Origin of the sequence: Neobacillus sp. SAB-20_R2A, assembly GCF_049568635.1 — a bacterium.
GTDB lineage: Bacteria > Bacillota > Bacilli > Bacillales > Cytobacillaceae > Neobacillus > Neobacillus citreus.
Window position 1 is genome coordinate 3530792 of sequence record NZ_CP145895.1, and the last position, 19814, is coordinate 3550605.

A 19814-nucleotide genomic window follows, 5' to 3' on the forward strand; every position below is an offset into this window, starting at 1 on the left:
TATCGCGGATTTTCAAGCAAACATTTAGGCCATCTTATTTGTTATTGTTTGTTTAGTAGGATACTAAATTACTGAATATTAACTTAATCAATTGGTTATTGAATCTATGGACCGACCTTAATTACTGAACTATGGCGCTGCTGAGCCATTGGGGAGTTATGAACGCTTCTTATCTACCGATTTATGTCGCTGACGAGCCATTGGGGAGTTATAAACGCTTCTTATCTACCGAACCATGACGCGGCTGAGCTATTGGGGAGTTATAAACACTTCTTATCTACCGATCTAAGTCGCGGCCGAACCATTGGGGAGTTATGAACCGCTTCTTATCTACCGAACTATGGTGCGGCCAAGAAACTGGGGAGTTATAAACGCTTCTTATCTACCCAACTAAGGAGCTACCAAGTAATTGGGGAGTTATGAACCGATCATAACTCCCAAACCTAAACGTCCTGGTATGTATTGGGGGTTTAAACCAATTAAACCTTAGTAGATTATAGAAAAATCACCAATAATCCCTAACGAATGGACCAATAAATAAAAAGAGGCAAATCTATTCGATCTGCCTCTCCATCCTATTTCACCCCTACTCAACCTTTATCACATAAGGCACTGTAAAGACTTGGCTCTCTCTCTGAAACTGTACCCAAATCTTATAAACTCCACTTTTCGGAAATTCTGTTTCAAAAAGAGCCTCCGGACCACTTCCTTGCCCTTCAACTGCGTGAACGTGCAAATAACGTTCCCCGTCCTCGGATAAAACGACCACATGACCAATCGCACCTAAATAAGGCTCGAGGTCCGTAATCGGCTGATTTGTTGCTTCGTCCGTTATTGTAAACTTAAGAGTAAGCTCCTTGTTTGCCTTGAAAGAATCCATTGTTAAGGCTACTCGATTACCATCCACGGTTTTCACAAGGTCGTCATCAACCACGACAGGGACAGAAGCCTTTTCACTTCCCTCAATGTCAACCCACGCCATTTTGGTCATTGAATCGCCGTCAGAAGGCTTGAAGTCTGCTATAAGCTTATACTGACCGCCAGTGGGAAATTCATTTGTAATCTCAAACAAACCGTTCCCTTTATACTCAGGGTGGATGTGATTGAAATAGGATAAATCCTTGCTGACGATAATCAAATGCAATATTTTTTCGTGCGTAATTTCAAAATCATCAACCGGTTTCCCGTCATTCTGCAAAATCTTTAGTTGTAACCGTTTCTCGTCACCCGCTGCACTTTCAATCTTCCATTCCACTTTTACATCATCAGCGACAATTCGGGTACTAACTTCCGCAACTTTCTCATTCTCCCATGATTCATTCGATTCCCCGCAGGCAGACAGCAATAACAACGGCAAGAACAGCACCAACAAGATTCTACTCATATCGAAGCGCCTCACTTAACTTGATTTTTGCTGCTTTGGTTGCTGGAGCGATGCTGGAAATAATGCTGACAATAATCCCAAACAAAGCTATTATCGCAATAATTAACCAAGAGACGCCGAATTCAAAGGTTAGTGAGTTTACTTGCATAAACGTAGACGTCAAATAGATTAACAGAATGCCAAACAGGATTCCGATGACGGTAGCAGCAAGCCCTATTCCAAACCCTTCTAGTAAAATCATCCCGATAATCTGACGGTGCGTAACACCAACCGCCCGCATCATCGCTATTTCCCGGACCCGTTCCATAATATTAATCAGCAAGGTATTCGCAATCCCAATACCAGAGACGATAATACCTAGGATGACAAGTGCATTCACCATACTAAAGGATGCTGTAATGGTACCGCCAATCATGGAAACCCAATCCTCAGGCCCCCACATTTCCTCAATTCTCCCACCGAATTTGGAGTAAATATTCTCTCTCAATTGTAGTGGACTTATTTGTGTTTCCTTGATGACTAACGCATTTCTTTCATATTTCACACCGAAGTTTTCCTTGAAGTTCTCATCACTCATAAACGCCCCGTAACCACTATTTTTCATTGTGTTTACCATGGCGGCCACTTTAAAGGTTTTTTCACCATCAATAGTAGCTAACGTAATGCTTTCGCCAATTTTTCCTCCCCAAGTTTCAAAGGCCGCCTGATCAAGGACAATTTCATCGTTTTTTAAACTTTTGATTAATGCACTGTGTGAACCCTCTTCTACGGTAAACAACGGGAACCGGTCAATCCAGTCAGCCCCCACCCCGTATACAGGGAGCATTCGCTTCTCGCCATCCAAATTCCAAACGATTCCCTGCATCGAATATGTTGCTGCATCTTTCACACCGTCTGTATTTTTGATAATGTCGAGATCCTCTTTCTCAATATGGTGGAACATGATGTCGAGATTTCCGCCGTAAGATTGGTTAATCATTTTCTCATACGACTGTAGTAGGGCAGAATTTAGAGAACTCATTAACACAATCATCGCAATCCCAAGAGATAGAATCACGGAAGTCATGGAAGTGCGGCCAATATTTCGATTTAAATTACGGATCGCAACGTCTCCGGAAAATTTGAATACAAGTCGATAGAACGCCTTCAGAACAAAACTAAACAGTTTAAAAAGATAAGGAAATACTAAAGTGATGCCAATCATAAGCGGCAGGACTAAAATCAAATGCTTGATAAAGAAACTTGATAGAATAAGTAAGACCCCGACGATTCCTAACCACTTAGAATGACCACTAGGCTTTGCTTTGTTCTCTTTTAGCACATCAATCACACTAGTCTTACCAACCTGTTGAATCGGGTACCAGGAGGCAAGAATCGGAACGAGCAGACCGGCAAGGATTGACACGATCAACCCGGTTGCTAATTCCATGGAATTGTTGCTTTGTACTCCATATACCATGAAGATAAGAAGTTTCAATCCATGGGCAAGGCCGTATCCTATCGTAAGCCCAAACACCGTTCCGATAATGGCAACCAATAATACCTCGGTCAGGACCATACCCTGTAATTGTCCAGGTGTATAACCAATCGTTTTCATCACGGCAAATTCACTTCTTCTTTCTTTAATGCTTACATAGAGCGAATTAAAAATGATGAAGGCACTCAGTGCAATCCCCAGAAAACCAGCAATATACAGGGCTAAGAAGAAAGTATTCAGATCTTTAAAGGCTGTATCAAAGTTAATAATCATAGGCTGCATATAAATACCGGTATTGTTTTTCACAAATTGATCCAACTCATTCTCTACGGCATCAAGCTGATTAGGGCTTGATGCTTTTACCTGGATTGCTTGAATTTTTCCCTTTAAATCAAACCAATCTTGGACTGTTGGGAGTGGAACTGCGACCGCCCAGTGGTGATATTTCGCCATATTCCAGCTGGAAGGGCCCATTAAGTCTTTTGTGTATCTAACAATGGCCGTTATCTTAACTGTTTTGACACCTTTGTCTGTATCAAAGGAAACCGTATCGCCAATCTTAGAGCCCCAAACCTTTGCTGTTCGATCCGTAATGACGGCCCCCTTGGCTTTTAAATCACCGTCAATTACTTTGAAACCAGTAACTGTGGTATCAAGCTGGCTATAGCCGGTGAGAACGACTCGTTTCTGGATGGAAGAGATCCCTTTTTCTTTTGTAATTAACTTGGTATTTTCCTTTAACATTGCTACGGATTCATAATCCTTACCCGAAGACATTTGCTTATGAACATCTTCGGAAAAATAGGCTTCCGTTCCGGCAATATTAAAATCCGCTTTTGCTATAGCCTCCTTTAAGTAAATAGGAAAGGCTTTTTCTGCCGTATTGACAGCTGCAATCACACCAAATGTGGAGGCAACCCCTATTATGATTGATAACATAGTAAGAAAAGTCCGCATCTTCCGCCGCATTAAATTACGCCATGCGATTTGCCACTTTTTCATTTCGATATCCTCCTTCCTCTACGATCATTCCATCTCTTACCACAATGATTCGATCTGCCACTTGTGCTGCCTGTTGGTCGTGTGTCACCATGACGACCGTAATCTTTTCCTCTTTGTTAAGCTTTGATAAAAGCTTTAAAATATCTTCACCATTTTTTTGGTCAAGATTACCGGTAGGTTCATCGGCTAGAATTAAACTTGGCTTCATCGCTAACGCCCGCGCAATGGCTACTCTCTGCTGTTGGCCTCCGCTTAGTTGGGAGGGGAATGCTGACTCTTTACCTTGCAGGTTTACTTCTGACAGCAATTTTTGCACAACTGTTTTGATTTGATTTTTTGGAGTGTTGTTGGCAGTAAGAGAAAGGGCAATATTTTCTCCGACCGTCATCATCGGCAGGAGCTGATAATTTTGAAAAACAAAGCCCACCTTTGTACGACGGAATAATGTGCGTTCTTTTTCATTCAATTTGGTTAAGTCAATTCCATCTACGACGATATTTCCTGTTGTAGGCTGATCAAGTCCCCCTAGTAACTGCAGCAATGTGCTTTTCCCAGAACCACTGGGCCCCATGATGGCCACAAATTCCCCTTTACGGACTTGCATTGCTGTGTCCTTTAGTGCAAAAAAATCACCCGACTCCAAAGTATACATTTTCGAAACATTTGAAACTGATATCATATTTTTTCCCTCCATTTAATGGCATGTTGTGTTTTCTATACTTTCATTGTAGTAATGAATGCATGTTGCCAAACCGCAGTCTTTTTGGAGGTAACCGCACTCTTTTTAAGGTGCCTCCGCAGGATTTTGCGGCAGCCCGCAAGTTTATCAGTGATTGCGATTAGTTACTCTCGGATAAAGTGTGGTTTCTCTCGGATACCGGTCCATTACTCTTGGATAAAGCACGGTTTCTCTCGGATAGCAGGATATTACTCTCAGGATGGGCAACATTACAGGCGAATAGGCTGGCGTTACTGTCGCATGACGGGCCGTTACTGTCGGATAAGCCGATGCTACTTTCGCATTACCATAATGAGGCAAAAAAAACTGCCAGGTTTAGCTCCTGGCAATTTGTTAATGCATCAAATAATGACTCGAGATTAGCCGATCTTTATGCTCTTCATATAGTTTTTCAACCATTTCATCGTGAAGGGCTTCTTCAGGTGCGATTAATCGTTTTTTTATGCTAACGGTAAAGAATAATAGATTTAATGTCATTGTAATTTTCCTCCTTAATGGGATTTGCCAATCCCACTGTTTGTTGTTTTCTATAATCACATATTACTCAGTTCAGCCGCTTCCCTAACCGCACTCTTTTTGAAGACCGCCGCATTTTTTCCGTGTGTCACCGCAGTCCTAACCGCTAAAGATTACCGCGTTTTCTATCGCAAAAAGAAATGGCGCAGTTCACTAAACTGCACCATTTCTTATACCTATTTTTCACATGCCAGTCACAAGAAAAAAGCTGTCGAAACAGCCAATTTTGTTGCATTTATTTTCTACTCCTCTATTAGAGCGGATTTACCGAGTGCTTTATGTAAATAATACGATTGTTAAATGAAAATCGAGGAGGATTTATATGCAGCAACAGAATCAACAAGCTAAAGGGAATGCGGGCTCCATGATGCAACCAGAATTTGCCGGAACTGATGCACAAAAAGTAAAACAACAAATTCAAAAAGATGTAAGTGCAGGACAAGGTGCAATGACTTCCCGTGAGGCGGGAGCCATGCGCGATTAACTTTACAGGTAGAATTAAAAAAGCAGCGGTTCTGCCGCTGCTTTAAATGGTTCATGGGGACGGTTCTCTTGTTTCATTATGGTTCAAAGAATGTATACCGCTATAGGATTTAGGACCAAGTAAACTGATGCACAAGAACCGTCCCCATGTTTCTTTTTAACTTTCTTTCTTTGTCTTAAAATCGGGTACGAGCCAATGGATGAGTAATCCGGCGATGGTGGCGTAGGCGATACCGTTATGAGCATATCCTACTCCGATAATGAAGATGATAGCGACGATGACCAAATTTTTCATATTTGCCAGGCTTACTTTTTCCTCAATGAGGTGACGGATCCCCATTGCGGCGATCATACCAAATAACAGGATACAAATGCCGCCCATTACTGCAACTGGAATGGATTGGATGAGAGCGCCAACTTTTCCGAACAGGCCAAGGAGAATCGCAATGACGGCAGCGCCTTGTATAATCCTGCTGGAAAACTGGCGGGTGATGGCTAGAACACCTAGGTTTTCAGCATAAGTTGTTTGCGCGGGTCCGCCGACGAATCCGGAGATAAGTGTTGCAAGACCGTTACCCAATAGAATACGCCCGAAGCCAGGATCTTTTGTGACTTCTTTTCCGGTAATCTCGTTTAATACAAACATATGACCTAAGTCTTCAATAATGGTAACAAGTGCAATCGGTGCCATACCAAGGATGACAACCCATGTGAATTCAGGCATCACAAAATGAGGGAGCGCGAAAATAGGGGCATCTGCAATGTTTTGAAAATCAACATACCCGCGTACAGCGGAATAAACATAACCGACGATAAGACCGATGATAATTGGTAAAAGGCGGATCACCTTCGTGCCAGCAAGCGTCGCGATGATAGCAGCAAGAAGGCTAACAATGGCAGCGTCCCAATGTGTCGCGGCCATATTGGTGACAGCTGTTGTCGCCAAGGAAAGCCCGATAATGCTGACAACCGGACCGACGACGACTGGAGGAATGGCTTTTCGCACTTTATCAAAGCCAACTGTGGCAATGATTAGTGAGACGAGTGCATAAACAACAGATACGCTGATCAGACCTGCAACGGCTTGACCCGGCGAGTGAAGCTTTCCCACATACAACGCAAGTGGAGCAATAAACGCAAAGGACGAACCTAGGTACGTAGGAACTTTTCCACCTGTAATAAGATGAAAAATCAAGGTTCCTACACCACTGGCTATAAGAGCACTTCCTGGGTCAAGGCCGGTTAGAGCTGGCACCAAGACTGTTGCACCAAACATCGCAAACAAATGTTGTAACGACAATGGTATTGCTCTTAAAAAATTATTCAATTCTGTTTCCCCCCTTTAATAGTTCCTTTGTCTATTCAATGTTAAATATTCGCATAAAAAATATTTTATGTCTTTTTTGTTTACCTTTTTGTATTTTCTGTTTTTGCTACGTTCATACACAAAAAAGAGGCTCCCGAAGGAACCCCATTACACGCTAAAATCAGTGCGATTTTAATTGTGAAATCCACTGCTTTTTATTTATTTTTTCCAATAGTTACGCCAAATAAGAATGTTATTATTTCAATTCTTCCTCAGGAATCAACCCCAGCTTCTTGGCCTTGGCAATGGTATCGACTCTTGTTCGAACGCCAAACTTTTGGTAAAGGGCGGTCAAGTTATACTCTAATGACCGCTGGCTCATCGCTAAATTCGAGGCGATTTCCCTTGTACTTTTCCCTTTAGCTAGTTCTGTCAGGATTTGTTCTTCATTGCTGGTTAGGACCACTTTTTCATTGGCAGTGGACTGATCCGATATGATCCCCGGTCTTCTTAATTCTCTGACCAATGAAAGCGGCAGAACTACCTGCTGCCTTAAGGCGCTCCTAATTCCTGCAACTAACTCATCCCGCGATGAAGTTTTTGAAAGAAAACCAGAAACACCTGCTTCAACCAGCAAATTAAAATGAGGCTTGATATCAAAGCCTGTATAAATTAATACAGTCAAATCCGGATTATATGCCAATGCTTGCTTTGCTAACTCAAGCCCATTTAGGTGTGGCATGTATAAATCGAACAACAATACATCATAATGATGCAGCTTGATTAAATTCATCGCATTCAATGAACTGTTTTCAACCGTAATGTTGAAATCCGGTTCTTGTTCCAACAGCATTTTGGTACCTTCAATAATGGATAAATGGTCATCTACTATTAAAATATTTACCATTATACTAAACTCCTTTCTAAGTTAATCGGAAGCTGTAAAGCAGCAAGTAACCCACATCTCGGCTCCAAACTGATATCCATCTTGCCTCCAAGACTTTGCGCTCTTTGTTCTACATTTGTTAACCTCAAATGATCCGAGGAAGAACTCTGCCCAACTCCGTCATCACTGTACACCAGCTTCAATTGATGATCCTCATAGTAGAGATCAAATTTTATTTCATTCGCCCGAGAGTGTTCCTCTGCATGATTAAGGAGTTCCTGCACGATCCGGTAAATCCCGATCGTCTGCTCCTCGCTTAGCGGAAGCATGGAGAGATCTTCTGACGTAAAAGTAATTTTATAGGTGGAGCTAATCTGAACATGCTCGAACAAATTTTCCAATGATCTTTTTAATCCTAACTCTCTTAGCAGCGGTGGGCGTAAGTTATTGCAGGTCGCCCGAATATCATGAATGATATCCAATAAACCCTGTTCGATCCCAACAAGTTTGGTTTTGACTTCCTTGTCTATTTCATAACGATTCAAAAGAGATTCCAGCCTGCGGTATAAGTCAATTTGATCCTGCAAAACCGTATCATGCAAATCACTCGATAACGTCAATCGCTGCTGTTCCTGCAGATTAAACATTAACCGCAGCACCCATTGCGGCGTTTCCTTACTACGTGTGGCTGTTTCCAGCTGCTGGATCAGATTCTCTATCATATTTAAATTTTCAAAAACCATCATCGAATAATAGGCCAACGTTTCCAGCCAAATGGATTCCATCTGTTCCCGAATGGCACTTGATTTGATAGACAGGATGTATGGGCTCTGCTGTCGTTCGCCAATTTTAATCAGTACCTTGTCAGAGACCGTCTCCATTTTCCCTAATGACAAATTTATATTTTTTGGAAAAATTTTCATTATGGTAGGATTCGAGTTTGGTAAAATGGTTATGAGTTCCTTGATTAGTCTCTCTTCTAAGTCAGCATGTTTCATCACGAAAGAAAGATCATTCGAAAAGTTCTTCAGGCTATTTTGTAAAACTTCATGGCGATTCTTGTGGTACTCGAGCTCTAGTTCCATCCGCTTTCGTTCCGTAATATCTCTAATCGAAACCACTTGAAGATAATTCTCTGTATCTGGTAGAGGCGTGGTTTTACATTCGCCATAACGCACTTCCCCATTCTTCCTAATCATTCGATATTCCGAGGTATTACTTTGTTTAGAGGTCAGCAGGTTATGGTGCCTTTGCAGCATATTTTCCTTATCCTCAGGATGAAGAATGTCAAATCCGTCTCGATTGTGCAGCTCTTCAGGTCTATAACCCAGAGACTCATAAACATTTGGTGTAATAAATATAATGTGACGATTTCGATCCACAATCATGAGTACGTCACTTGTATGATTGAGGATCGTTTGAAAAAATTGCTGGTTGTTATCCATAAAAGCACCACCTAATTTCTCCTCTTATTCTTAGTTTAACTGAAACTTCTTTATTCGAACCGCAAAATTCTTGCGTGTTTGGACTCTTTTCGTGCACTTCCTAGATTTTTTGTTTTTTTCTTCACAGCACTAACGAAAGGGAGAGTCCAGCCTGCCCTCCCCCTCCACATGGTTCACATTCTATTTATTATTCCGTCACTTCAATCACAAACGGAAATGCTCGTACTTTACCATTCTGTTGGAATTCAGCCCATATTTTATAGATGCCAGGCTTACTAAATGTAGTTTCAAAAATCGGTTCCGTATCATTGGACGGGTGCACATGGAGAAATTTCTTGCCGTATTCATCGAGTATCACCACATGGCCCATTGCTCCTAAATATGGAGTCAAATTGGTTCTGTCAAGGTCGAAGGAAAGTTTAACGTTCTCCCCTGCTTTAAAAGAACTGACGGTCATTGTAACCTTTTCCCCATCGACAATCTTGGTGAAACCAGTATCTGGAACTAATGAATGACCATGTGCAGCCGTATTTACAACTGGTGAACCAACCACAAATGGAACTGGTTCTACTGCATAAGCATGAGATTTAGGCTTAATGTCGATAAATGCCTTATAATACCCTTCAGGAAGTAATTTTCCAATCGTGAACTCACCTTTACCTGTTCGCTCGGGATGTAAATGGTAATACTTCTGAAGCTGTTCGTCGACAATAATCAAATGAAGAATTTTTTCATGATTGACTTCTAAATCATCGATCGGATTTCCTGCCTTATCTTTTAAATAAATTTTAATATTGTCTTTATCATTGTAAACAAACGCATTTACTTGGCTGCCATCACTATGTGAAGAACCCCCGTCATGGCCATGGCTTCCTTCCTCCCCATGAGCACCCGTTTCCGCTGCCTCGCTACCATGATCTGAACTCCCCATATCCTCCATGGTTTCCATGTTATCCTTCTTATCTTTGTTTTTCATTTTTCCCATATCCTGCATTCCTGCCTGCGCAGTTGTACTCTTTTCATCTGCGAACCATTTGTCATATGCCTGAAAACCAACAATGACAATGGTTACATAAAGCATGCCTGCGATTGCCCATTTTCTCATTTCTTTCACTCCTTATAATGTTGAATGGATAAATTCTTCCAATTGGTATGTTCTTAGCATACTGCTAAATGGATAACTTCAAACCGCAAATCAATCGAATCACCCCGCAAAGTTTTTGTTAGCTTCCGCTAGAAAAATAGCAACTGTCAGAAAAAAATAAGCTTGCGGATCCTTTTTTCCGGGACCATTCGCAAGCTCCAAATAGTAATTGAAGAAATTTCACCGCAATATCACATCCACTAACTTCTGTATTCCTGCATCCTCTAATAAATTGTTATAGATAAAATAACCACCAAACAGTACCACTAGTAACAGCAAAGCCGGTATCAGCCATCTTTTTGGAGAAAATGCAGCCTCCTCGGTATTCAACTGTTCGTTTTGTAACCTGAGGGCATTTAATACCACGGATACAGAGCTAAATGCCATAGCCGCACCCGCCAGCCATGGGGCGAGAAAACCGAGTGCAGCGACAGGAATGCCGACCGTATTGTAGGCAAACGCCCAGAATAAGTTTTGCTTAATGTTTTGCATCGTCTTTTTGCTCATATGAATGGCATCTGCAATACTATTTAAATCCCCACGCATCAGGGTAATATCCGCCGCCTCCATCGCCACATCCGTACCAGTTCCGATCGCCATGCCAATATCGGCAACTGCCAAAGCGGGTGCATCATTGATTCCGTCCCCAACCATGGCCACGATTTTCCCTTGGTCCTGAAGCTTCTTCACTTGTTCAGCCTTTCCTTCAGGTAGTACCTCAGCGAGAACGCGGTGAATTCCTGCCTGTTTAGCAATCGCATGTGCTGACTCTTTATTGTCCCCCGTAATCATGATCACTTCTAATCCTAGGTCTATCAGGCGTTTCACTGCTTTTTTCGATGTTGTCTTAATTGTATCTGCGACTGCAACAATTCCAACATATTCTCCATCAAACGCAGCCAGCATCGCAGTCTTACCCTGACGTTCCAAGTTCTTCATTTTTGCTAAAGCTTTCTCAAAAGAAACGTGATGCTCTGCTAAAAAACGGCGGGTTCCAATTAAAACTTCTCTTCCTTCAATATTTGCTTTAACACCATACCCCGGTATAGCTTCAAAATCAATGCAATCCTCTATTAAAATTCCTTTTTCTTGAATCCCATGAACAATCGCTTGTGCCAACGGATGTTCCGACTGTTTCTCGGCAGCCGCGACCACCGATAAAAATTCCTCTTCGCTAACTTTTCCATCCACTATAATATCGGTTAGAACAGGATTACCATTGGTTATCGTTCCCGTTTTATCTAAAACAATCGTGGTTAGTCGGCTAGCCCTCTCCAGATGTTCGCCTCCTTTAAAGAGGATTCCAAACTCAGCCGCACGGCCCGAACCGGCCATAATCGATGTAGGTGTAGCCAACCCCAATGAACATGGGCAGGCGATCACAAGAACGGCAATTAATTTTTCAAGGGAACCGGAAAAGTCACCTGGTGTCACCCAGAAATACCAAATTAGAAAAGTTAGGATAGCAATCCCGATTACAATCGGAACGAAAATTCCAGAAATTTGATCAGCCAAGCGCTGGATTGGAGCCTTGGAGCCCTGTGCACTTTCAACAATTTTGATAATCTGAGCAAGAGCCGTGTCTTTTCCCACTTTAGTGGCACGAACTTTGATGAAGCCGTTTTTATTGAGGGTAGCGCCGATCACCGTGTCCCCGATCGTTTTATCTACCGGAACACTTTCACCAGTCAACATCGATTCATCCAAAGCGGTTCTGCCTTCAATAATCTCTCCATCCACCGAAACCTTCTCTCCAGGCTTAATTAATAAAATGTCCCCTACCACAACCTCTTCTAGCGGAACCCCCAGCTCTTGGCCGTTTCTTTCCACAACCGCCAGCTTCGCCTGTAATTGCATCAGCTTTTGGATGGCTTCAGAGGTACGACCTTTTGCGCTTGATTCAAAAATCTTTCCTAAAATAATCAGGGTAATTAAAATTGCACTCGTCTCAAAATAGACTTCCAGCATCGAGGCGCCCGTTCCATAAGATTGTATCAAAACATATAAACTATAGAAGAAAGCCGCCGATGTCCCCAGCGCCACCAAAACATCCATATTAGCACCGCCGCTCCGCAATGCTTTATATGCACCCCGATAAAACTGAAGGCCAATCAGTAATTGTACAGGTGCAGCCAAAATCAGCTGCACCCATGGATTCATAAAGAAAGCCTGAATGCCTAATGTATCCGGAACTTTCGCCATATTGGCGAACATGACCAGGGCCATTGGAAACGACAGCAGCATGGCGAACAGGAACTTGCCTTTTTGTTGCTGCAGCTCCAGCTCTCTTGGATCAACCTTGCCTGCTCCCGCCTCTTGTTTCATTTCAGCTCCATAGCCCAGCGTTTCAACCTTTTGAATAAGGTCATGGCCTTGAACCATAGAAGGATGATATTCCACTGTGGCTGTTTCCATTGCCAGATTCACTACTGCCTTGGATACCCCATCTATCTTATTTAAACCTTTTTCTATCCTTGCCGCGCAGGCCGCACAAGTCATCCCGATTATCTGCAAGTTCGCTTCTTTCATGCTCATAGTTTCGTCCCTTTCCTACATTTTTTCACCCCGTTTAACAGAGACCTCATAAAGTAGTAGGACTTATCCTAACGGCAGACTTCGTATCCGCGACTTTCAATGCATTCCTTAATTTGTTCTGGGCTTACTTGAGCCAAATCGAACACGACCGCCACATTGGCTTCCTTTAAATTAACTTTTACTTTATTGACACCCTCCATGTTACCGACGCTTCCCTCAATTGACTTTACGCAATGCTGGCAGGACATCCCTTTTACTGCTAATGTAATCCGATCCATTTTCCATCTCTCCTTTTGGAATAAATCATTTGACATTATCATTGTATAGGAGTTGCCGCTTGGTAAAACCGCAATGTTTCTGGGTCACCCCGCAGGATTTTGATGAATCCCTGCAAGGAATTTTTCGGAAAATAAGCAGAGCAACTACTTAGGAAAGATTGCTCATGGTGACAGTTGAACTCGTACTTTCGTATAATGAAAAGGGATGGAATCCGATCAAAAATAAGATGGTGAACCAGGAATGAGAATATATTTTTCAGAGAAGCAAATGGAGGAAATAAAACGAATCGTTCAAAAAGACCTTTTAATAAAAGGGATAGAACCAACAGAGGAGTATTTATTTATTCACTGTTTTTCGAAAAAACTGAAGGAAACTGTCTATTTTCATCTGTTAACAGAAAATAATACGTTGATAATCCGCTGCTATGCACGCGTGTTCGACACCATAGGTTTGAGTGTGATAATCAGAAGCACTGCAAAAAACATATTTGAATATCTGATAAACCACACCGGATTACAAAACACAATCTATATAGAAAACGGGATGGAATTTAAAATTTAAAGAAGATGGACCTTAAAGTTCTATAGATTTATGGACAATAGATTAAGCCTGTATCATTGATTTGGATACAGGCTGTTTTTTTGCATTCTTTAAAATTAGATTGATTCTCTAACTAGCTTTCGAACAATTTTTAAAACAATAACTAGGATAAAGAACAGAATCGGATATGATAAAGCAGAGTACGTATAAGTCCAACCATTATGGTAAAAGTAACCAGATTTGACCGCCATGTACTCGTAAAGTACAGCAAATCCACTACAAACGATAATGTATACTAATTTGTTTGGCCATTGTTTTTTAAATGGATAATAATTTAGAAAAATGGTGGTTACGGCTGGGTATATTCCAATAATTGCTATTAATGTTTTCCATTGAATCCCCTTAGTAAAATATCCATACAAGTCATATTTACCATCAAGATAAATATCTACATTATCTTGTAAAGTCATCGCAAAGAAGATAGTGGAAAAGATTTCAATGCGGGTTAACTTCTTTGGCATAAAAATAGAATAGACACTAAATATTACAGAGGAAATGATTAAGAACCACATAAAAAATGGATTCACCACCTATCAGTGGTATTATGCCCTTTTGAAAATGAAATAACAAATGGCCTATGGAAACTATGTATTATAAAGGATCAAATTTTTTAGTTATACTAATTCGATAAGCAATTAAATAGATGATAATGTAAATGGGAAAGAAATAAAAAACACTCCATTTTATAGTCGTATAAAATCCAAGCCATTCAAAAAAAGGTTCACCTATAAAAGAGGTCAATGCGGAATAGATAACAGCTTTAATAAAGGGGTTTAGACTTGGATTAAATTGCAGCCAAAGCATAAGCGTTACAGGAATTAAGGTAAAATCCCAAGGTAAAAACGTTGGAATCGTAGGCAATACTCTTCCAGAATAATGCCAGGATCCAAAAACAAGTCCCAAAAAATCTAACCAAGAAGCTACACTTAAGCCAAAACTTCCGGCTAGAAGTAATCTTGCTTCACTTCCACGCTTTCGCAGTTTGATCCAGACAAGCCAAGGAATGATGGATAAGGCTGCTGAAAGCCAAAATTCCCATTGCCATAATGTATGTTCAATCTAATAGTTTACATAATCCACTTGGACTTGAGGAATTCTTTGAAAAAACTGATCAGAATTTTTTATTTCTTCCTTGCTAATCAATGGTGTCATTTAATACTCACCTAACAAAATAATTTAATTCCAGTATTCCCCAACCTTGTTTTAACAATCCGGCTAAAGAAAAAAAGCGGATGAACCTCTCCCTAATTAGGCTCATCCGCTTTTTCTATAAATTTATGAAGGAAAATACTATAAAAGTTAATCCTCAAAGTGTCCATACATTAAACACTTAGTGGTATTTGCATCTTAACACTTAGGCCCTTGCCAGGCTGCGAGGCAAAATCTATAGTTCCGGTGAGGCTTTGAATTCGTTCCCGCATACCGGAAAGTCCCATACTTTTAAAGGACGGAGTCAATTTTTCAGCAGCAAAGCCGACGCCATCATCCAAATAGTGAAGATGAATACACTCATCCGTTCTGATTAAATGAAAATGAAGATTACTGGCTTGCGAATGTTTAGCGGCATTGTTAAGCAGCTCTTGAACAATACGGTAAATGCCGATGGTTTCTTCTTCATTTATTACAAGGCTATCCGTATTCTCGACTGTAAACTTGATTTTAAAGGTTGAAGATACTTGAGTATAATCAAATAAATTTTCTAAAGCGCTAATAAGGCCCGCTTCCCTTAGAAGCGGCGGCCGCAGCTCATTACAAGTCATTCGAATTTGATGAATCGTGTCCAACAGGCCTTGCACAATTCCCTTTAGCTGCCGGTCTACTTCACTATCAAATTGGTATTCCTTTAAAATGGATTCCATGTTTCGATATAAAGCCATTTGATCCTGCAGGACGGTATCATGTAAATCGCTTGATAATTCCATTCTTTGTTTTTCCGATAAGTTAAACAATAATCTTAAAATCCACTGTGGTTTTTCACTTTTTTGAAGGGCTGTTTCCAATTGACTCATCAGACTCTCAATTACATTCAAACTTTCAAAAACCATTACGGTGTAATGAACCAATGTCTCCAGCCAAATTAAATCCATTGACTCTTTGATGGAAGAGGATTTAATGGTGAGAATATAAGCAATTTCCTTACGGTCACCTATTAAAATATAAATCTGCTCGTTTTCAACCTTAAGTTTTCCAACCGTTAAATTTGTCAAAACAGCCGCCAGACTTACTGGGTACTCCCCTTCCATCGCTTTCGATTCCCGATCATAGATCACCATTTGCGGTTCAGAATCCGGTATTATTGTGTTAAGCTCGTGTATTAGTCTGCTTTTAAGCTCCGACACCTTCATAACTCCAGATAGGTCCTGTGAGTAGTTTTTTAAACAATTTTGCAGTTCCTGATATCGGTTCTTTCTTCGCTCAAGCTCTGATTCCATTCTTTTTCTCAATGTAACATCCCGAATGGACACAACGATAAGATTGTCGGGATGGTTTTGAACCGGCATGACCCGCGATTCAAAATATTTTAATTCGCCGTTTTTATGAAACACGCGATATTCGTCCACCCTTGGTTCACCTGTCGCGATCACTTCTTTATGTGATGCCATTAATCGATCCCGATCTTCCGGAGAGAGAGGATCAAATGCATTTCTCCCCACGAATTCGTCTGGACCATAACCTAAAATTGTTTCGACAGAAGGTGTAGCAAATTGTACGATTTGATGTTGGTCAACAATCAAAAGGATATCGAGTGTATGCTTTGCAATCGTTTCAAATTCCCAGTTCCTATAGGTCTTATTTTCCAAACTTTCACCGCCTATGGATAATTTTTCCTATAAATTCCATTTTACATGATGAACTAAGAATTGAATACATTAATGTTCGTTCCAGTACGTACTTTTTTTCATTTCCCGCAAATATTGCCTAGGCAAAAAAACGCCAGATGGCGAATTATAAGTTTTTCTTTGTCATGCATTTATAAAGATACTCCGCATCGTCCCCAACCCCTAATAGCAGGGCCGAGCCCCTGCGGTGCTGCCAGGGCAAACCAAGAAAATAGAGTCCGTCAATTTCTGTTACCCCTCTTTCATGCTTTATGTTTCCGTTAGAATCCAGAAGATTGGGGGTTTCGATCCATGAATAGTTCGGAGCAAAGCCAGTAGCCCAAATAATATTTTTTACTGAGATGGAAGTAAGGTCCTCAAATTGAATCTCATTTTTTTGAATAGATTTAGTTCTCCTCTTTACTATGACACTATGATTCTTTATCTTCTCCCTCAGCTCGTAACCGAAAATGGGGTCACCTTGGCTTTGGATTTTTTTACCGATGAAAGAGTGACGATCTGCCTTTAATAACCCCAATTTATCAAACCACCAGAAAATGCTTTTTGAAGCAACATTTAAAGGCATGAAACGAATTTTTTGGCTAACAGATAAGTATGTTTCGTGACTTTCCGATAACTCAACTGCGATTTGGGCACCCGAATTACCGCCTCCTACCACTAATACAGGACCATCTTGCAGCTGAGTTGGGTTTTTATATTCTGAAGAATGAAGCTGAGTTATTTCTCTTGAGAGTTCTTTCGCAAAGGATGGAATACTTGGTATGTGGAATGGACCTGTGGCGATGACGATTCTCTTTGTTTTTATCTTTAAATCGTTGGTGGATATGACAAAAATATCCTTTTCTTTTTGTACCTTTTGTACCTGAGTATTGAACTTTATTGGCAAGTCAAATGCTTGAACGTATTGATCGAGATAATCCGCAATTTCATCTTTTGTTGGAAACCCCTTGGGATCACCTGGTAAAGGCAAACCAGGTAACGAACTAAATAATCTTGGTGTAAACAAAATGAGAGAATCATATCTCTTTCGCCAAACATCGCCTGCCCTGCTTTGATTATCAAGGATCAAAAACGAAAACCCCGATTGCTTCAAGTAATACCCCATTGATAAACCAGCCTGCCCGCCACCCACCACAATCACATCGTAAATCATAAACAATCCCCCTTGTATTTATATAAATTCCCATTCCGTTTGGTATGAAATCATCTTACGGCAGAAGAAGAAGTTACAACGCGCAAAAATGAGCCCCACTCCCGCAAAAATTTGTAGGGCCTTCGAAACCCAAATTTTAACTAACTCTCCCTTTTATGTAAATCTAAACTTCTAAATAAATCAACTAGTTTCACTTTTGCGGGGGACCAACACTATTTTGCGAAAATTAGAGGTTTATTTGCGAAACCAGGAAATATATTTGCGATATCCCACTATTTATTTGCGAACCCAAATCAGAAAATGAGCTCCTAAAATTTTTATTGAGAGAGCCATCTGATATTAATTTCCGCTTCTCTCTTTTTTGCTCATATTTTTAATTTCCTTTTTAGGATCCCAAGGAAAACTAGCAGGTGAATACGTCCGTGTCTTTTTCGAACCGGAAGAAATAAGATTTAATGAACGCAGGATTCTTCCGGCGATATGTATGCAATCCAAACGAGCAAATTCTCGGAACTGCTTGTTTGTGATTTTCAGATCATACAGCAAAAAATAGTCCATTAACATATGAATATGAGCATCCTTGGAATAAGTTTGGCAGGCGGGACAATACCATTTATGCTTTTTGCGAATAAGAGGATGATGAGAGGTAGGACACAGAACCCCAGGCATTAAGTCTGATTTCTCAATTCCGAACTTTTCTAACATGAAGTTTGTCGGAGGGGTATTCATTTTAATGAGGAGCCGGGATAATCTTCGCATTTCCTTTGCTTCAAGTACAGGAGTTTTATAATAACCTTCAAACATTTTAATTCTATTAAGGAATGCATCGGCCTTGCAAACCCGCTTCTTCACCCTTCCCGATTCTGGGCCAGTAACAACATATGTTGCATACGGATTACTTAGGACGATCACATAATCAACGGGAACCGGAGGGAAGTTGTGCGCTGCCAGCAGTTGTTGTAAGTACTCCTGATGCCGTTCTTCTTGGGCTATTGGACTAGGATATCCTTTCATTTCTCCATGCCACTCTTGAATAAACTGTTTGTTTTCAGTGTCAAAAGTTAGGTTTCCGCCTATATTTTTCGAACCTACAGCAATAATGGAATCTGAACTAATTAGGAGTGTATCAATTTGGCAGTTGTACGGGCCATCAGGTAGGTTTAAATCGTGGAGTATAAAGTATTTCTGTTCTGGAAGGGATCGATAGTAGAAATCGAGCGACTCTTCGCCTTTGTAGCCAATCACTCTCCTTCGATGTTCGTCCTCAATCATTGGATATCTAGGGTGACTTTTCGGGAGCCGCCTCAAAATAGCCTCCAAGATGAGAATAATAAGCGGAACTACTCTTACTTTCAGTATCAAAATAACTCCTCCTTTCTATTTTCGAAAAATAAATTCTTCTCCAATATTGAAAATCCTGCTGAAATTTATCGAATATTGTTAAATAATTGTGTCTTTTTTTCTTGGAAGATCCTTATTTGAAGTTAATCTAAAACCTACTAATTTAAGTTTTGAAATATATTTGTGGAATTTCCCAAAATAATTGCGATTCTCCTCCTTCTATTTGCGAATCCCCCCGATATATTTGCGGTTCTAAACAAGAAGGAGCTGCCTCATTAAGTTATTTGCGAAAACTCACTGTTTATTTGCGAATCTACGACTTTTATTTGCGAATCCCCCCGATATATTTGCGGTTCTAAACAAGAAGGAGCTGCCTCATCAAGTTATTTGCGAAAACTCACTGTTTATTTGCGAATCTCCTCCTTTTATTTGCGATTCCCCCCGATTTATTTGCGGATCTAAAAAGAAGGACTTGCCCCTACAAGTTATTTGCAAAAACTCACTGTTTATTTGCGAATCTCCTCCTTTTATTTGCGATTCCCCCCGATATATTTGCGGTTCTAAACAAGAAGAAGCTGCCTCATCAAGTTATTTGCGAAAACTGTCTGTTTAATTTCGAATCTCCTCCGTTTATTTGCGATTCTCCCAGATTTATTCGCGGGTCTAAACAAGAAGGAGCTGCCC

The 19814-nt window shown here is 40.7% G+C and carries 17 protein-coding genes; 2 read left to right on the top strand and 15 right to left on the bottom strand.

Annotated elements, in window-relative coordinates:
- Positions 1-586: 586 nt before the first annotated feature.
- The 4 genes from V5M37_RS17065 to V5M37_RS17080 all read right to left on the bottom strand — a co-directional run bounded on the left by V5M37_RS17065 (position 587) and on the right by V5M37_RS17080 (position 5079).
- Complete coding sequence (locus V5M37_RS17065; RefSeq protein ID WP_423798369.1) at positions 587-1384, bottom strand: hypothetical protein; 798 nt, start codon at positions 1382-1384, stop codon at positions 587-589.
- Entirely contained in the window at positions 1377-3863 is a 2487-nt protein-coding gene (locus tag V5M37_RS17070; RefSeq protein ID WP_423798370.1) for an FtsX-like permease family protein, read from the bottom strand. Before V5M37_RS17070 ends, V5M37_RS17065 begins: the two co-directional genes overlap by 8 nt.
- Complete coding sequence (locus tag V5M37_RS17075) at positions 3835-4542, bottom strand: ABC transporter ATP-binding protein (RefSeq protein WP_423798371.1); 708 nt, start codon at positions 4540-4542, stop codon at positions 3835-3837. Before V5M37_RS17075 ends, V5M37_RS17070 begins: the two co-directional genes overlap by 29 nt.
- 393 nt (positions 4543-4935) lie before the next feature.
- Positions 4936-5079: a YrzI family small protein gene (locus V5M37_RS17080; protein WP_423798372.1), complete on the bottom strand. Its 144-nt coding sequence runs from the start codon at positions 5077-5079 to the stop codon at positions 4936-4938.
- Between the two features lie 361 nt (positions 5080-5440).
- Between V5M37_RS17080 and V5M37_RS17085 the strand changes: the two genes are divergently transcribed.
- A complete protein-coding gene (locus tag V5M37_RS17085) occupies positions 5441-5602 on the top strand; it encodes a hypothetical protein (RefSeq protein WP_423798373.1) in 162 nt (53 codons plus the stop codon).
- Positions 5603-5758: 156 nt separating this feature from the next.
- On the opposite strand, the gene V5M37_RS17090 is transcribed toward V5M37_RS17085, so the two are convergent.
- The 6 genes from V5M37_RS17090 to copZ all read right to left on the bottom strand — a co-directional run bounded on the left by V5M37_RS17090 (position 5759) and on the right by copZ (position 13195).
- Positions 5759-6928: a uracil-xanthine permease family protein gene (locus V5M37_RS17090; protein WP_423798374.1), complete on the bottom strand. Its 1170-nt coding sequence runs from the start codon at positions 6926-6928 to the stop codon at positions 5759-5761.
- Positions 6929-7163: 235 nt separating this feature from the next.
- The gene (locus tag V5M37_RS17095) at positions 7164-7814 is read right to left on the bottom strand and encodes a response regulator transcription factor (RefSeq protein ID WP_213119199.1); all 651 of its coding nucleotides are present in this window, start codon (positions 7812-7814) and stop codon (positions 7164-7166) included.
- Positions 7814-9238, bottom strand: a complete 1425-nt coding sequence (locus tag V5M37_RS17100; protein WP_423798375.1) for a PAS domain-containing sensor histidine kinase — start codon at positions 9236-9238, stop codon at positions 7814-7816. Before V5M37_RS17100 ends, V5M37_RS17095 begins: the two co-directional genes overlap by 1 nt.
- Before the next feature lie 187 nt (positions 9239-9425).
- Positions 9426-10343 carry a hypothetical protein gene (locus V5M37_RS17105; protein ID WP_423798376.1) on the bottom strand — a complete coding sequence of 306 codons (918 nt, stop codon included), beginning with the start codon at positions 10341-10343 and terminating at the stop codon, positions 9426-9428.
- Between the two features lie 219 nt (positions 10344-10562).
- Complete coding sequence (locus V5M37_RS17110) at positions 10563-12917, bottom strand: heavy metal translocating P-type ATPase (RefSeq protein WP_423798377.1); 2355 nt, start codon at positions 12915-12917, stop codon at positions 10563-10565.
- Between the two features lie 68 nt (positions 12918-12985).
- Positions 12986-13195 (bottom strand): copper chaperone CopZ, encoded by a 210-nt coding sequence (gene copZ / locus V5M37_RS17115; protein ID WP_423798378.1) that lies wholly within the window; start codon positions 13193-13195, stop codon positions 12986-12988.
- A gap of 241 nt (positions 13196-13436) precedes the next feature.
- Between copZ and V5M37_RS17120 the strand changes: the two genes are divergently transcribed.
- Positions 13437-13757 (top strand): hypothetical protein, encoded by a 321-nt coding sequence (locus tag V5M37_RS17120; RefSeq protein ID WP_423798379.1) that lies wholly within the window; start codon positions 13437-13439, stop codon positions 13755-13757.
- 95 nt (positions 13758-13852) lie between these two features.
- Here V5M37_RS17120 and V5M37_RS17125 read toward each other — a convergent pair whose 3' ends face one another.
- The 5 genes from V5M37_RS17125 to V5M37_RS17145 all read right to left on the bottom strand — a co-directional run bounded on the left by V5M37_RS17125 (position 13853) and on the right by V5M37_RS17145 (position 19151).
- Positions 13853-14308 (bottom strand): CBO0543 family protein, encoded by a 456-nt coding sequence (locus V5M37_RS17125; protein ID WP_423798380.1) that lies wholly within the window; start codon positions 14306-14308, stop codon positions 13853-13855.
- 79 nt (positions 14309-14387) lie between these two features.
- Positions 14388-14855, bottom strand: coding sequence for a CBO0543 family protein (locus V5M37_RS17130; protein WP_423802641.1), 468 nt, complete (start codon positions 14853-14855; stop codon positions 14388-14390).
- Positions 14856-15118: 263 nt separating this feature from the next.
- Positions 15119-16597, bottom strand: a complete 1479-nt coding sequence (locus tag V5M37_RS17135; protein WP_423798381.1) for a PAS domain-containing sensor histidine kinase — start codon at positions 16595-16597, stop codon at positions 15119-15121.
- A 145-nt stretch (positions 16598-16742) separates the two neighbouring features.
- A complete protein-coding gene (locus V5M37_RS17140) occupies positions 16743-17789 on the bottom strand; it encodes a flavin-containing monooxygenase (RefSeq protein ID WP_423798382.1) in 1047 nt (348 codons plus the stop codon).
- 339 nt (positions 17790-18128) lie between these two features.
- Entirely contained in the window at positions 18129-19151 is a 1023-nt protein-coding gene (locus V5M37_RS17145; RefSeq protein WP_423798383.1) for a nuclease-related domain-containing protein, read from the bottom strand.
- Positions 19152-19814: the final 663 nt, after the last annotated feature.

Excerpts from the sequence above, each read along its gene's own strand:
- V5M37_RS17070 (WP_423798370.1), bottom strand. The coding sequence starts at position 3,863 with ATGAAAAAGTGGCAAATCGCATGGCGTAATTTAATGCGGCGGAAGATG.
- V5M37_RS17075 (WP_423798371.1), bottom strand. The coding sequence starts at position 4,542 with ATGATATCAGTTTCAAATGTTTCGAAAATGTATACTTTGGAGTCGGGT.
- copZ (WP_423798378.1), bottom strand. The coding sequence starts at position 13,195 with ATGGATCGGATTACATTAGCAGTAAAAGGGATGTCCTGCCAGCATTGC.
- V5M37_RS17085 (WP_423798373.1), top strand. The coding sequence starts at position 5,441 with ATGCAGCAACAGAATCAACAAGCTAAAGGGAATGCGGGCTCCATGATG.
- V5M37_RS17120 (WP_423798379.1), top strand. The coding sequence starts at position 13,437 with ATGAGAATATATTTTTCAGAGAAGCAAATGGAGGAAATAAAACGAATC.
- V5M37_RS17095 (WP_213119199.1), bottom strand. The coding sequence starts at position 7,814 with ATGGTAAATATTTTAATAGTAGATGACCATTTATCCATTATTGAAGGT.
- V5M37_RS17105 (WP_423798376.1), bottom strand. The coding sequence starts at position 10,343 with ATGAGAAAATGGGCAATCGCAGGCATGCTTTATGTAACCATTGTCATT.
- V5M37_RS17100 (WP_423798375.1), bottom strand. The coding sequence starts at position 9,238 with ATGGATAACAACCAGCAATTTTTTCAAACGATCCTCAATCATACAAGT.
- V5M37_RS17125 (WP_423798380.1), bottom strand. The coding sequence starts at position 14,308 with ATGTGGTTCTTAATCATTTCCTCTGTAATATTTAGTGTCTATTCTATT.
- V5M37_RS17065 (WP_423798369.1), bottom strand. The coding sequence starts at position 1,384 with ATGAGTAGAATCTTGTTGGTGCTGTTCTTGCCGTTGTTATTGCTGTCT.
- V5M37_RS17080 (WP_423798372.1), bottom strand. The coding sequence starts at position 5,079 with ATGACATTAAATCTATTATTCTTTACCGTTAGCATAAAAAAACGATTA.
- V5M37_RS17110 (WP_423798377.1), bottom strand. The coding sequence starts at position 12,917 with ATGAGCATGAAAGAAGCGAACTTGCAGATAATCGGGATGACTTGTGCG.
- V5M37_RS17140 (WP_423798382.1), bottom strand. The coding sequence starts at position 17,789 with ATGATTTACGATGTGATTGTGGTGGGTGGCGGGCAGGCTGGTTTATCA.